Origin of the sequence: Methanoculleus horonobensis, assembly GCF_001602375.1 — an archaeon.
GTDB lineage: Archaea > Halobacteriota > Methanomicrobia > Methanomicrobiales > Methanoculleaceae > Methanoculleus > Methanoculleus horonobensis.
Genome location: NZ_BCNY01000015.1, coordinates 138,222 through 151,027 on the forward strand (window position 1 = coordinate 138,222; position 12,806 = coordinate 151,027).

The 12,806-nt window shown below is 61.5% G+C and carries 16 protein-coding genes; 11 read left to right on the forward strand and 5 right to left on the reverse strand.

Features of this window, described 5'->3' with window-relative positions; translation table 11 throughout:
* Positions 1 to 3: 3 nt before the first annotated feature.
* The 4 genes from MCUHO_RS08330 to MCUHO_RS08340 all read left to right on the forward strand — a co-directional run bounded on the left by MCUHO_RS08330 (position 4) and on the right by MCUHO_RS08340 (position 2,915).
* A complete protein-coding gene (locus MCUHO_RS08330) occupies positions 4 to 1,206 on the forward strand; it encodes an ABC transporter permease (protein WP_067078767.1) in 1,203 nt (400 codons plus the stop codon).
* Positions 1,207 to 1,210: 4 nt separating this feature from the next.
* Positions 1,211 to 1,897, forward strand: a complete 687-nt coding sequence (locus MCUHO_RS08335; protein WP_067076718.1) for an ABC transporter ATP-binding protein — start codon at positions 1,211 to 1,213, stop codon at positions 1,895 to 1,897.
* Between the two features lie 116 nt (positions 1,898 to 2,013).
* On the forward strand, positions 2,014 to 2,190 hold the full coding sequence (locus MCUHO_RS12385; protein ID WP_084385977.1) for a DUF1059 domain-containing protein: 177 nt from the start codon (positions 2,014 to 2,016) through the stop codon (positions 2,188 to 2,190).
* 137 nt (positions 2,191 to 2,327) lie between these two features.
* Positions 2,328 to 2,915, forward strand: a complete 588-nt coding sequence (locus tag MCUHO_RS08340) for a class I SAM-dependent methyltransferase (protein ID WP_067076722.1) — start codon at positions 2,328 to 2,330, stop codon at positions 2,913 to 2,915.
* 3 nt (positions 2,916 to 2,918) lie between these two features.
* Here MCUHO_RS08340 and MCUHO_RS08345 read toward each other — a convergent pair whose 3' ends face one another.
* Complete coding sequence (locus MCUHO_RS08345; RefSeq protein ID WP_153020024.1) at positions 2,919 to 3,518, reverse strand: hypothetical protein; 600 nt, start codon at positions 3,516 to 3,518, stop codon at positions 2,919 to 2,921.
* A gap of 221 nt (positions 3,519 to 3,739) precedes the next feature.
* Here MCUHO_RS08345 and MCUHO_RS08350 point away from each other — a divergent pair, with 221 nt between their 5' ends.
* Positions 3,740 to 4,213 carry a protease inhibitor I42 family protein gene (locus tag MCUHO_RS08350; protein WP_235808213.1) on the forward strand — a complete coding sequence of 158 codons (474 nt, stop codon included), beginning with the start codon at positions 3,740 to 3,742 and terminating at the stop codon, positions 4,211 to 4,213.
* Between the two features lie 27 nt (positions 4,214 to 4,240).
* Here the strand turns inward: MCUHO_RS08350 and MCUHO_RS08355 are convergent, their stop codons facing one another.
* Positions 4,241 to 5,002, reverse strand: coding sequence for an MBL fold metallo-hydrolase (locus MCUHO_RS08355; protein WP_067076729.1), 762 nt, complete (start codon positions 5,000 to 5,002; stop codon positions 4,241 to 4,243).
* 174 nt (positions 5,003 to 5,176) lie between these two features.
* Between MCUHO_RS08355 and MCUHO_RS12775 the strand changes: the two genes are divergently transcribed.
* Positions 5,177 to 5,719 (forward strand): hypothetical protein, encoded by a 543-nt coding sequence (locus MCUHO_RS12775; protein ID WP_067076733.1) that lies wholly within the window; start codon positions 5,177 to 5,179, stop codon positions 5,717 to 5,719.
* A 106-nt stretch (positions 5,720 to 5,825) separates the two neighbouring features.
* Here the strand turns inward: MCUHO_RS12775 and MCUHO_RS08365 are convergent, their stop codons facing one another.
* The 3 genes from MCUHO_RS08365 to MCUHO_RS08375 are packed head-to-tail and all read right to left on the reverse strand — an operon-like array spanning position 5,826 to position 9,080.
* The gene (locus MCUHO_RS08365; RefSeq protein ID WP_067076737.1) at positions 5,826 to 8,018 is read right to left on the reverse strand and encodes an elongation factor EF-2; all 2,193 of its coding nucleotides are present in this window, start codon (positions 8,016 to 8,018) and stop codon (positions 5,826 to 5,828) included.
* Positions 8,019 to 8,047: 29 nt separating this feature from the next.
* Positions 8,048 to 8,644: a 30S ribosomal protein S7 gene (locus MCUHO_RS08370; protein WP_067076740.1), complete on the reverse strand. Its 597-nt coding sequence runs from the start codon at positions 8,642 to 8,644 to the stop codon at positions 8,048 to 8,050.
* 7 nt (positions 8,645 to 8,651) lie between these two features.
* Positions 8,652 to 9,080, reverse strand: a complete 429-nt coding sequence (locus MCUHO_RS08375) for a 30S ribosomal protein S12 (RefSeq protein ID WP_011845039.1) — start codon at positions 9,078 to 9,080, stop codon at positions 8,652 to 8,654.
* A gap of 173 nt (positions 9,081 to 9,253) precedes the next feature.
* Between MCUHO_RS08375 and MCUHO_RS08380 the strand changes: the two genes are divergently transcribed.
* The 5 genes from MCUHO_RS08380 (at position 9,254) to prf1 (ending at position 12,804) form a co-directional block, all read left to right on the forward strand.
* Positions 9,254 to 9,667 carry a 6-pyruvoyl trahydropterin synthase family protein gene (locus tag MCUHO_RS08380; protein ID WP_067076742.1) on the forward strand — a complete coding sequence of 138 codons (414 nt, stop codon included), beginning with the start codon at positions 9,254 to 9,256 and terminating at the stop codon, positions 9,665 to 9,667.
* Positions 9,654 to 10,262, forward strand: a complete 609-nt coding sequence (locus tag MCUHO_RS08385) for a 7-carboxy-7-deazaguanine synthase QueE (protein WP_067076745.1) — start codon at positions 9,654 to 9,656, stop codon at positions 10,260 to 10,262. Before MCUHO_RS08380 ends, MCUHO_RS08385 begins: the two co-directional genes overlap by 14 nt.
* Positions 10,259 to 10,927 (forward strand): 7-cyano-7-deazaguanine synthase QueC, encoded by a 669-nt coding sequence (gene queC / locus MCUHO_RS08390; protein WP_067076749.1) that lies wholly within the window; start codon positions 10,259 to 10,261, stop codon positions 10,925 to 10,927. Before MCUHO_RS08385 ends, queC begins: the two co-directional genes overlap by 4 nt.
* Positions 10,928 to 10,929: 2 nt before the next feature.
* The gene (locus tag MCUHO_RS08395; RefSeq protein ID WP_067076750.1) at positions 10,930 to 11,424 is read left to right on the forward strand and encodes an NUDIX hydrolase; all 495 of its coding nucleotides are present in this window, start codon (positions 10,930 to 10,932) and stop codon (positions 11,422 to 11,424) included.
* A 108-nt stretch (positions 11,425 to 11,532) separates the two neighbouring features.
* A complete protein-coding gene (prf1, locus tag MCUHO_RS08400; protein ID WP_067076753.1) occupies positions 11,533 to 12,804 on the forward strand; it encodes a peptide chain release factor aRF-1 in 1,272 nt (423 codons plus the stop codon).
* Positions 12,805 to 12,806 lie beyond the last annotated feature (2 nt).

A 12,806-nucleotide genomic window follows, 5' to 3' on the forward strand; every position in this document is an offset into this window, starting at 1 on the left:
GCGGTGTTTTCAGGCATCAAGGTCTCCGCGTTCCTGGCATGGAAGTCGATCCAGCGCGGGAGCAGGGGAACGCTCGCCCTCACCATCATGATCATCGCCCTCATCTTCGTGAACCTGGTCTTCCTCCCCTCCATCATCTCCGGGGTCGTCGTGACCTTCGATGCCCAGTCGATCGACTTCGACGTCGGGAACCTGGTCATCGAGCCCCGGGAAGGCAGCCAGTATATCGACGGCGTGGATGGCCTCCAGAAGAGAATCGAGCAGATCCCGGGGATCGCGGGCACGTCACCCCGTATAACCGCCGGTGCGACGTTCTTTTACCGGGGCCGCAACGCCGCGAGCACGCTCAACGGCATAACCCCCGAAGACGAGCGATCGGTGACCCGGATAGCCGAGTACATGACCGCGGGAGAGTTCCTCTCGGACGGCGATACCGATGCGATCATCATCGGCACGACCCTCGCGGGGACGGAAGGGGTGGAGGAAGGGGGCCTCCCTTCGCTCCGGGGGGTCGAGGTCGGCGATTCGGTGGAGGTGGCCTACCCGAACGGCGAGACGCGAGCCTACCGGGTGAAGGGGATCTTCGAGACCCAGTCTTTCGGCGTCGATACGGCGGCCTTCGTCACCACCCGCGAGATGAGCGGGGTGCTCGGGCTCGACGACCAGGCGTCCGCGATCCTGGTGAAGACCGCGGTCAACGGCAGGGAGGAGGAGTACAAGACGGAGATCCTCTCCTACGGCGTCCAGGAGGACGTCTGGACGTTCCGGGAGAAGTCGGGCGGGTTCGTCGACCAGGCGATCCAGAGTTTCAACATCATCAACGCCATCTCGACGCTCGTCAGCCTGATCATCGCCATCGTGGTGGTCTTCATCGTGATCTTCATCAACACCGTGAACCGGCGGCGGCAGATCGGGATCCTGAAGGCGATCGGTATCGACCAGCAGATCATCATCAACTCCTACGTCCTCCAGGTGCTCTTCATCACCACCGTCGGGGCGCTCGTCGGGATCGTCCTGAACGCCGGGGTATCGGCCTACCTTACCGCCTACCCCCTCGTCTTCCCCGGCGGCCCGGTCTACCCGGACGTGGAGGCGTCGGCCATCCTCCGGAGCATCGCAAGCCTCTTTGGAGTCTCGGTGGTGGCGGGCTACATCCCGGCGTGGCGGATCGCGCGGGAGGATATCCTCACCGCAATCAGGGGATGAAAGGATGATCACCGTCCAGAACCTCACCCGGGTCTATACGATGGGGAAGGTCGAGGTCCGTGCCCTCGCGGGCGTCTCGCTCGAGGTCGCAAAGGGCGAGTTCGTCGGGATCATGGGGGCGAGCGGCAGCGGCAAATCGACGCTCCTCCATATCCTCGGGCTCCTCGACCGTCCCACCTCCGGGATAGTCACGATCGACGGGACGGATGTCCTGGCTCTCTCCGACCGCCAACGAACCCTCTTCCGGCTGAACCGGCTCGGCTACGTCTTCCAGGACTACGCGCTCATCGGGGAACTCACCGCGCTCGAGAACGTCTACTTAACGTCGCTCGTCCGGGGGGCATCGAAGGACGAGTACCTCGAGCGGAGCGCCGATATCCTCCGGCGGGTCGGCCTCGGCGACCGGATGGATCACCGGCAGAGCGAACTCTCCGGCGGCGAGCAGCAGCGCGTCGCGATAGCCCGGGCGCTCGTGAACAATCCGAGCATCCTGCTCGCCGACGAACCGTGCGCGAACCTGGACAGCCAGACCTCGAAGAGCATCCTCGACCTCTTTGCACGGTTAAACGAGGAACTCGACCAGACGATCGTGATGGTCTCGCACGAGGACTGGCACAAGGAGTACTTCTGCCGGATCGTCACCCTCCGGGACGGGCTGATCGGGGAGATGGTGGAGTGCAGGCGGGGCTGAAACACTCCGCGAGGTAAGCGGCCCGAAAGATGCGCCCAATCCAGTGGGAGGGACTGAAAATACCGCTCAGATATTTTTATATCTGACGCAGCATACAAGCCCGGCCGGTGAGAGGCATGCAGGAACAGAAGACCTTCAGGTGCAAAGACCTCGGCCTCGAGTGCGAGTTCGAGGAGAAAGCAGTGAACGAGAACGAGCTGATGAAGCGGGTCGAGGGGCATGTCCAGACCGCTCACCAGATGAACCTGGAACAGCCGGACGTGCAGGAGAAGATCCGCAAGGCGATGAAGTGAGGGGGCCCTGTGCTCCCGAGACTCTTTTTCGGGATTCGTGTGTCGAGCGTCCCTGAAATCCTGCCACAGAGAGAACTCCGGCACCCACGCCGGGGAGACAGCAGGTTCATCAGGGATGCCTGCCACTATGGCCGCGTATGGTGCAGCATCCGCATCCTAAAAGACACCTGCCCGAGGACGAAGCCGCCCGACGGCGCTGGCAGCACCCCGAGTCCATCCTCGAAGGGATCGGGCTTGCTTCCGGCTCGACCTTCATCGACGTCGGGTGCGGGGAGGGGTTCTTCGCGCTCCCTGCCGCGCGGATGGTCGGGCCGCACGGCCGCGTCTGCGGGATCGATATCGACGCCGAGGCTCTCGATCTCCTGCAGGAGAAGGCTTTTGTCGAGGGGCTCGACAACGTCGTCCTCCACCACGGGATGGCCGAGGAGTATGTTCTCTGCAACGGCTGTGCGGACGTCGTCTTCTTCGGCATCGACCTCCACGACTTCGTCGATCCGGTTCGGGTGCTCGTAAACGCGAGAGAGATGGCAGCCCCGGAAGGCCTGATCGTCGACGTGGACTGGAAGAAGGAGCCGCTCCCTCTCGGCCCGCCGACGGCAAAGAAGTTCAGCCCGGAGCATGCGGCGGCGTTGATGGCGGAGGCGGGACTGGTCGTCAGGACGGTGGCCGAATCAGGGCCGTATCACTACAGCGTCACGGCCGTGCCGGATAAAAGAAAGAGGTAGGGTTTACTTCAGGTTTGCAATGCCGCCGTAGTTGACGGCGTTCACGAACGCATCGAGATCCTGCTTGGAGCCGCCTTCGACACTGACATAGACCATGAATCGTTCGTTCACGCCGATCCAGGTGGCGTAGGAGTCGGGTTTGCTGAAGAATTCCCAGGACGGGTGGCCGGCGACCGTGCCCTGCCTGTAGTAGCCCTCGGTCGTCTCGAACGAGACAAGCGAGTCCCAGGACTCCCAGTAGCCCACGTCGTAGTAGGCCGAATCCTGGATCAGAACCGTTGCCCAGGCATTCTCCTTGCCGTAGTCACAAGACGCCCAGGTCCACTGGCCGTCCTCGACCGTCAGTGACGCCCCTACAGGCTCTTCTGCAGTCCACCCTGCAGGCGCATCCGGGAGGAGCGGGATCAACGCGGTAAACGGAACTGCGTTCACGCTTCCCTGTGCGGCCCCGGAGGCGCCGCTCTCGCCGGCGGTGACGGTCGGAGCGGTTCCGGAGGAGGTTGCGTCGGTCGTATCCGATGTACCTGTACAGCCCGCCGTCATGAGGCAGAGCACGAGCAGCGCAGAAAGCCCCAGAATCATTGCTGGAGAGATGTTTTTCATAATGATGCCCTCTGAACGACCAGAATGATAGAATAATATTTATAGATTCTTATTTTGCCTTGCCGGCGGTTCTAATCATCTTAAATCCGTTCTTAACCGTGCTATGAATCTCTCGTTAAAAGACCGGTTCCGAAACAATCGGATCCCAATACGCCGGGATCGTGAATATCATTTCCAGGGGTTTAAGAAAAGTATTTAACAAATCCGGGAGACCTTACCGCATGGTTCAGAGAAAGAGCATCTGCAGCGTCCTGGTTGCAGGACTGCTGGTAATGTGCCTCCTCGGTGCCGGCTGCACGTCGCAGCCGACGGAGGAGGGAACCCCGACCGCGACGCCCACTGCGGCAGAGACCACAGCCGTTCCGACCGCGACGCCCGCCGCAGCGTATGCCTTCAACGAGACGAACGCCAACGAGACCGTCGCCGTCCCGGCCGGAAGCGAGATCACCATCAGTCTCGATGAGAACCCGACGACCGGCTACGAGTGGAACGTCACCTCGTCGACCGGGCTCGAGTACGTGAACGACACCTACATCGCGCCGGAGACCGAGCTCGTAGGTGCCGGAGGCGTGCACGTATGGCAGTACCTCGCCGCCGAGCCCGGTTCCGCCGAGTTCTCCGCGATTTACAAGCGCTCCTGGGAAGAGACGACCGGAAACGAGACCACGTTCTCGATGGCATTCACCATCGAGTAACGGCTCATCTTTTTTTTACATCCCCCGTCACCGGCCGTTCCCGAACCACCGCAGAACCGCCGCACCCCGCCACGGTCCCCCGCGTGCCGCATAGACCAGTTCCGGCCCGAAAGCAAGAAGATCCAGGAGGCTCCTCCTCGCCGCCACGGGATCGTCCATCCTGAAGGGCAGCCGGGGCCTCCCCCCCGGAACGACGGCAGAGAGCAGATCCCCGACGATAGCGGTGCCGCCGGCGATAAGAACCGAGACCGAGCCGGGGGTATGCCCCGGCGTGGGGACGATCCTGCCCCGGATGCCGAATGCCCCGAGGTCGGCGATGCCCCCGATGATGATGTCAGGCTCAACACCCCCCGAGCCGGAGTCGATCTTCCTCTCGCGCACAAACCGGATCAGGCCCGGGACGACCCGGGCAGGGAAGCGCAGACCGCCGACCCCGAGGCGCACGGCACCGGCATCGGCCTCATGAACGGCGACCGGTGCGCCGGTCAGATCCCGGAGCGCTTCGGCACACCCGTAATTTTCCGGGTGTCCGTGCGTGACCAGGATCAAGGAGACCTCATCGCGCCTGAGGCCCGCCTGCTTCATCGCGGCCAGGATGGTCGCCTCATCCCCGGGGTTACCGGTATCGACCAGGAGCACGCTCCGGTCCCTGACGATGAACGCAGAGGTCGCGCCGAGCGGCACGGCGGCGACTGCGGGAAGGCGGCGGGTGGCGGAGCTCTTCGGCTCCGGTTCCAGGACTCGCCCGCTCCCGACAGGATCCACTGTATTCCAACCGTCGGCCTTCATGGCATTCCCACCATGGGATGTCCTCTCCCTACATCAATGATTCGGTCAAGAAGAGGAGACGAGATGAACCCGAAGGGAAAAAGGCCGAAAATCAGGGAGATTCACGAGATAGAGGCCAGGAGTCCCGACAGCATTTCAATACGCATATATATTGTACAAAGCAAGTCTGGAACTATGGCGTATGAGAAACTGGCACCCCGACACCTCCTTGTAATCCTCGTAGTCCTTTCCCTGGCGCTCGTCGTCCCGGCAGCCGCACAGGATACCGGTACGCGTCTGGTGAAGCCCGGTGAGACGATCGAGGTCGGAGCCGAACCGATCATCCTCGACCTCATCGGTCTCCGCAACGCGAGTTCGTTCAACGCGATCACGGAACTCCGGAAGTACCAGGACGACAACCCCGCAAAATCAATCCAGCGGGTCGTCGGTGTCCCGAAGGACAGCTACTTCAAGATCAACGTATACACGTTCAAAGGGCATTACGGGCGATATTTCGCGTACAGTAAGGAAGACGGCCTGATTCACGAAAGCAGCATCGTATTCGTCCACGCTTCGCCGCCGACGGTCACGGAGACCGTTGCCGAGGTCACGGAGACGCCCACGGGGACCCCGACGGCCACGGCCACGCCGGAACCGACGCAGGCGGCGCTCCCGGGAGTCATCGCAGTCGCCGCGCTCGGCATCTGCGGGCTGCTTGCAGCGGCGCGGAAACGATAAGCGTATCCGCACAGGCCGGCCCCGCACTATTTTTATCTCAGAACCGCTCCGAACGTGCTCATCGACGGCCGGACGAAGGGAAAAAAAGAGGGTATATCGATATTCGTTACGCCAGGTAGTCGTCCGGGCGCGGGATCTGTTCCTTTAAGCCCTTCCGCTTGCGGATGGCCTTGACCACATCGTTCACAATACCGGCGGGGACCAGTTCGAACCCGGCGAACTCGGTGCTCCACATCGCACGGCCTTCGGTGGCGGAACGGACATCTCCGGCGAACCCGAAGAGCTCGGCGACCGGCGCCCTGCCGACGATCGTCATCGTGTCGCCTTCGCTCAGCATGTCGAAGACCTGACCGCGGCGACCCTGGATCTGGGAGGTCGCCGCGCCCATCTGATCGCTCGGGACGGTGATCTGGATCTTCTGGATAGGCTCGAGGAGCGAGTCGCCGGCCATCAGCACGCCTGCCTTGACGGCGCTCCTGACTGCCGGGATGACCTGCGCCGGGCCACGGTGGATGGCGTCCTCGTGGAGTTTCACGTCCACCAGCCGGATCTTCAGGTTCTGGACCAGTTCGTCGGCGAGGGGGCCACCACGGAGCGCTTCGCGCCAGCCGTCGAGGACCAGTTCCATCGTCTCGTTGAGGTACTGGATACCCTTCGTCATGTCGATGAACATGTTGGTGCCCTCGATCGCCTTGATGTTCTTGGCCTCGTCCTTGTCCATGCCGGCTGCAACGAGAGCGTCACGCCGCTCGATCGCCTGCTGGTTCATCGAGACCTCGCCGTCCTGGATCAGCTTCACGATTGCCGGATCCATCGGTTCGAGCTCGATGTAGAACCGGTTGTGGCGGTTCGGCGACTTTCCTTCGACCGGGCCGACGCTGCCCGTGACCGTCTCGCGGTAGACGACGATCGGCGGAGAGGTGATGATGTCGACGCCCTTGTCGCGCTTGATACGGCCGGTGATGATCTCGAGATGGAGTTCGCCCATGCCGCTGATCAGGTGCTCACCGGTCTCCTCGTTGATCGAGACCTGCACCGTCGGGTCTTCCTTCCCCACCTGGCGGAGAACCTCGACGAGTTTCGGGAGGTCCTTCATGCTCTTCGCCTCGACGGCGACGGTCATGACCGGCTCGGAGTAGTGCTTCAGCGACTCAAAGGGAGTCATCTCGATGAGGGACGTGACGGTCGAACCGACGATGGCGTCTTTCAAGCCCGTCACGGCAGCGATGTTCCCGGCAGGGAGCGCTTCCACCTCGATCCGCTCGGCACCCATGAAGATACCAACCTGGGCGAGACGGTTCGCGCGCTTTGCCGCACCCATGATGTAGCACTCGGTACCCCGGCGGAGTGTTCCCGAGAAGAGACGGCCAGTAGCGACCTCGCCTGCATGCGGGTCGAACGAGATGTCGGTGACCATCATGCAGACAGGACCGTTCGGGTCGCACGCGACCATGGCCTTGCCCTCGGGAGTATTGTAGTCGCCGTGCCAGATGATGTGGATACGCCGGTCCTGGGCCTGGAGGGGGTTAGGCAGGTGCTTGACCACCATATCGAGGAGCACGGCGTGGAGGGGGCTCGACTTTGCCAGCCACTTCATGTCGCCGGAATTGCACTTCTCAAAGACGTCCTTGAACGAGACGCCGCTGCTCTTCATGAAGGGGACGGAGACGGCCCAGTTGTAGAGCGCGGAGCCGAAAGCGACGGTGCCCTTCGCGGCATCGAGCTTCCAGCCGTCGTTGTACATCTTCTCGTTCATGCCCTTGATCAGCTTGTTGACCTTGTCGATCACCTTCGCAAGGCGGATCTGCATCTCCTGCTCGTCCACCTTCAGCTCGTTGACCAGCCGATCGACCTTGTTGATGAAGAGAACCGGGCGGACGCCTTCCTTCAGGGCCTGCCGCAGCACCGTCTCCGTCTGGGGCATGGTCCCCTCGACCGCGTCCACCACGACGACGGCGCCGTCCACCGCACGCATCGCCCGGGTCACGTCACCGCCGAAGTCCACGTGACCGGGGGTATCGATCATGTTGATGAGGTACTCTTCCCCGCCGTATGTGTGGACCATCGAGACGTTGCTCGCATCGATGGTGATGCCGCGTGCCTGTTCCTCCTCGTCGGAGTCCATGAAGAGCTGCCGGCCGGCGAGCTCCTCGCTGATCATGCCCGCTCCTGCAAGCAGGTTATCCGAGAGTGTTGTCTTTCCGTGATCGATGTGGGCAACGATACCGATGTTCCGGATGCGCTCCGGCTTGTCCATCAGCTCCGTCACCCGCTCTACCATCTTCTTTCGTCTGGTCATAGATTACACCAAAAAAAGTAATAGGATTTTTAGCGGGCTGCCTTTGCGATACGCTCTCTCTCTTCTTTCTTCGAGACGGCGTAGGAACGGGTGTCGCCGTTCGCCGCAGAGATCAGTTCCTCGGCAAGCGCCTCGCTCACGCTCTTCTTCTTCTTGTGGCTCGCCTGCAGAACACCGGCGGTGATGAACCGGAGCGCAGTGTCGACACGACGCTGGGGAGCGGTATCGACCGACTTCGGGACATTGATGCCGCCGTACTTCAGCCGGACGGTCTCCTCGCGGGGGCCGGTGTTCGCGACCGCGTCCACCAGCACCTGAACCGGGTTCTTCTTGGTCTTCTTATTGACGATCTCGAAGGCATCCCGGACGATCCGGATGGCGAGTTCTTTCTTGCCGGTGTTGTTCTCGGTCTGCATTATCTTGTTGATCAGCCGCTCGACGATCAGCATATTGCTCTTGTTGAACTGCTGACCGACGAGCTTGCCGCAGGAGTGCGGCACGATCATCGCGTGCATGTTCACGTAACGGGCAAGGCTCGGATCGTGGATCTCGACCTCGCTCATGTCCCAGCGGTTAAAGAGGAGCTGCTGGGGCTGCTGTGCTCCTGCCTCTGCTGCTTCTACCATTGCTTACTTACCTCCGCGGCTTCTCCTTGCGACCCGTGACCATTTCACGCAGACTGACGTTGTTCACCTTGGTCACGACAAACCGGACGCCGGGGATATCACCCTTCGACCTGCCCAGTCTGCCGCCGATGCCCTCGATCTCGACTTCATCGTGCTCATCGATGAAGTTGATGGCACCGTCGCCGACGGCGAACGCCGTTACCTGCCGGCCGTTCTTGATCAGCTGCACGCGGACGCACTTTCTGATCGCAGAGTTCGGCTGCTTTGCCTCGACACCCACCTTCTCGAGAACGATCCCGCGGCCCTGCGGTGCTCCCTCAAGGGGGTCAGCTTTTACATCGAGCCCGAGCTGGCGGCGCGCGTAGCCAGTGTCATGCCACCGGTTATTATTTGCATCGCGCTTCAGTTTTCGGGCTGCAAATTTTCCATTTCCCATCGAATACCCTCGAATTAGTTGAATTTGTGGATAGGAGCAACTCCTGGTGTGCTATAAAACAACGCGCGTTACGGATTTATATATTGTGGAACCCGCTTGCACGCCGATCTTCTGCCCTAGGTATTAGATCGGGAGCTGATATAATATTATACCCTGGCGGGCAACCTTCATTGATGACAACCCGGATATACAAAGAGGTTTTTTTCGAGGCGACCCACCGCCTGATCCATTACCGGGGGAAGTGTTTCCGGCTGCACGGCCACCAGTGGCGTGTGGAGGTCTGGATCGATGGGAAGGCCGACGAACGCACGGGGATTGTTCTCGACTACAACTGTATTAAAGAGGTCGTCGGGCGGTTCGACCACCAGGTGATCCTGAACAAAGACGATCCCATGGCGGCATGCATCGAAGAGTTCCACCCGGTCGTCACCACCTCCGGCGACCCGACGAGCGAGCACCTCGCAGGGCTGATAGCAGAGATGATCGACGCCGAGGCCGCGCGGCAGGGACACGACGCCCGCGTCGCAAAGATACGGGTCTGGGAGTCGACAACCTGCTACGCAGAGCGCACCTATGATCGTCAGTGAGATCTTCCGGAGCCTCCAGGGGGAGGGGAAGAACCAGGGACGGCCCTGCACGTTCATCCGGCTCGCCGGGTGCAACCTCAGGTGCGCCTGGTGCGACACCCCCTACGCCCGTGAAGGCGGGGAAGAGATGAGCGTTACGCAGGTCCTCGACCGGGTCTGGCTGCTCCGGGGGACGCATATCTGCATCACCGGCGGAGAGCCGCTCCTGCAGCGGGAGGAGGTATTGAAACTCCTCGAGAAGTTCGATCTTCATGGGTATACCGTCGAGATCGAGACGAACGGCACCTGCGACTTCCGCGAGATGCAGCCGTACGCCTCCATCTGCATGGACGTCAAGTGCCCCTCGTCCGGAGAGAAGAGCGATCTCTCGCTCATCCCCTACATCACCCCGCGCGACTGCGTGAAGTTCGTGGTGGCGGACGAGGACGACCTCCTCTACGCCCGGGCGGTGATGGGCCGGTGCGAGATCCGCGGCGAGGTCTTCATCTCGCCGGTGGAGGGGTCCGACTACCGGGCCGTCGCGGAACAGATCGTCGAGGAGAACCTCCCGGCGAGGTTTCAGTTGCAACTCCACAAGATCCTGGGGGTAAAATGAAGAAAGCGGTATGCCTTCTCTCGGGCGGCATGGACTCCACCACGCTCGCCTACGTCGCAAAGGATATGGGTTACGCGATCATCGCGCTCCACTTCACCTACGGCCAGCGGACGGAGGCAAAGGAGCGGGAGTGCGCCCGGGCCGTCGCCAAGAAGCTCGATGCTCTCGAGTTCGTCGAGATCAGCCTCGAGCACTTCAAGAAGATCGGGGCATCGAGCCTGACGGACACCTCGATCCCGGTCGAGGAGTACGCCGGCGAGGAGGAGGGTGTCCCGAGCACCTACGTTCCTTTCCGGAACGCGAACCTCCTCGGCATCGCGACCAGCCTCGCGGAAGCCCGCCGGGCGGAAGCGGTATTCATCGGCGTCCAGACCGGAGACTACCCCGGCTATCCCGACTGCCGGCCGGAGTTCATCGAGGCGTTTCAGCGGGCGGTCGACCTCGGCACGGCGGCGGAATCGCGGATCACCCTGATGACGCCGTTCGTCCGGATGTCGAAGGTGGAGATCGTCAGAAAAGGGCTCGCGCTCGGCGTCCCCTACGAGCTGACCTGGTCGTGTTACCAGGAGAACGACCGGGCCTGCGGGGTCTGCTCCTCCTGCCATTACCGGAGGGAGGCGTTCCGGGAACTCGGGCTCGAGGATCCGATCGAGTACGAGAGGTGACCATGGAGATCTATCGCGGCAGAAGGCTTACCATCGAGGAGACAACGGTCACCCTCCCGAACGGAAAGCAGAAGGAGCGGGTGGTCGTCCGTCCAGCCGGGGCGGTCGCCATCCTCCCGATCGAGGGAGACGATTGCTATCTCATCCGGCAGTACCGGTTCGCCATCGATGAATATATCCTCGAGGCGCCGGCAGGAACGATCGACGAGGGCGAGGAACCGGAGCAGACGGCCTACCGGGAGTTGATCGAGGAGATCGGGATGAAAGCGGGAACCTTCGTCCCGAAAGGCTCCATCTACTCTTCGCCCGGTTATACCGACGAGCGAATCTGGCTTTACCGGGCCGAAGGGCTCTCCCCCTGCTCCGACTACGGGATGGACGACGACGAGATGATCGAGGTCGTCCGTGTTCCGGTGCGCGAACTCGAGGCAATGGTCACGGACGGCAGGATCGTCGACGCAAAGACGATCTGCCTCATCTGCCGGTGCCTGGACTGAGGGGGGCACACGGCGCCGACGGATGTGCGCAGATTTATGCCCTTCCTCAGAGAAACATATAGTAGCTTCGACAATTGAACAACATTCAGCTGGCCTGGTGAAACCCCCATGGAAGATACGCAAGAGATGGATACGCCGCGAAAGCGCTACGAATTTAAGAAGATGCTTGAGAGGCTGGCGGAGAAGGAAGGGAGCGGCACCGAGCTGATCACCCTGTATATACCTCCGGATAAGCAGATATACGACGTGACCGCCCAGCTCCGCGACGAGTTCGGGCAGTGCGCGAACATCAAGAGCAAACAGACCCGGACGAACGTCCAGAGTGCCATATCCTCCATCCTCTCCCGTCTGAAATACTATAAGCGCCCGCCGGAGCACGGCATGGCAGTCTTCTGCGGCACGATCAATATCGGGGGCGACCGCACCGACCTTGACTGCGAGATCATCGAGCCGCCCGAACCGCTCAACACCTACATGTACCGGTGCAGTTCCTCGTTCGAACTGGAGCCGCTGGAGCAGATGCTCGGGGAGAAAGAGGTCTACGGCCTCATCGTCCTCGACCGGCGGGAGGCCTATGTCGGATTTCTCCGGGGCAGCCGGATAGAACCGGTCAGGGGCGTCACCTCGACCGTTCCCGGCAAGCAGCGAAAAGGTGGTCAGTCAAGCGTTCGTTTCCAGAGGTTGCGGCTGATCGCCATCAACGAGTTCTACAAGAAGATCGGCGACCTCGCAAGCGAGATCTTCCTCGCCGAGAAGGACTTCTTCGAGCGGTTCAAAGGCGTGCTGATCGGCGGCCCGACCCCGACCAAGGAGGAGTTCGAGGCCGGCGGTTTCCTCCACCACGAGCTGCAGAAGCGGATCATCGGGCTCTTCGACGTCTCCTACACGAACGAGTCCGGGCTTGCCGAACTCGTCGAGAACGCGTCGGATGCCCTGAAAGGCCTCGATATCATCAAGGAGAAGAACGTGATGAACCGGTTCCTCCAGGAACTGGTCAAAGACGACGGGGCGGCCGCTTACGGGGAAGAGAGTGTTCGAAAGAACCTGGAACTCGGTGCCGTCGACACCCTCCTCCTCTCCGACAAACTCCGGAGGGCCCGGCTGAAACTTGCCTGCCAGAACGGTGACTATACCGAGGAGCGGACAGTCAGCATCGAGCCGGGGATGCATATCAAAGACCTCGACCTCGGCACCTGCCCCAAAGACGGCGGAACGCTCTACGTGGCCGAGGAGAGCGATATCATCGACGAACTGACCACGCTCGCCGACCAGAGCAGCACGACGGTCAGGATCATCTCGGACGATTTCGAAGAAGGTTCGATGCTTTACAACGCATTCGGCGGGATCGCTGCAATCCTGCGCTACAGGACAGGATACTAATG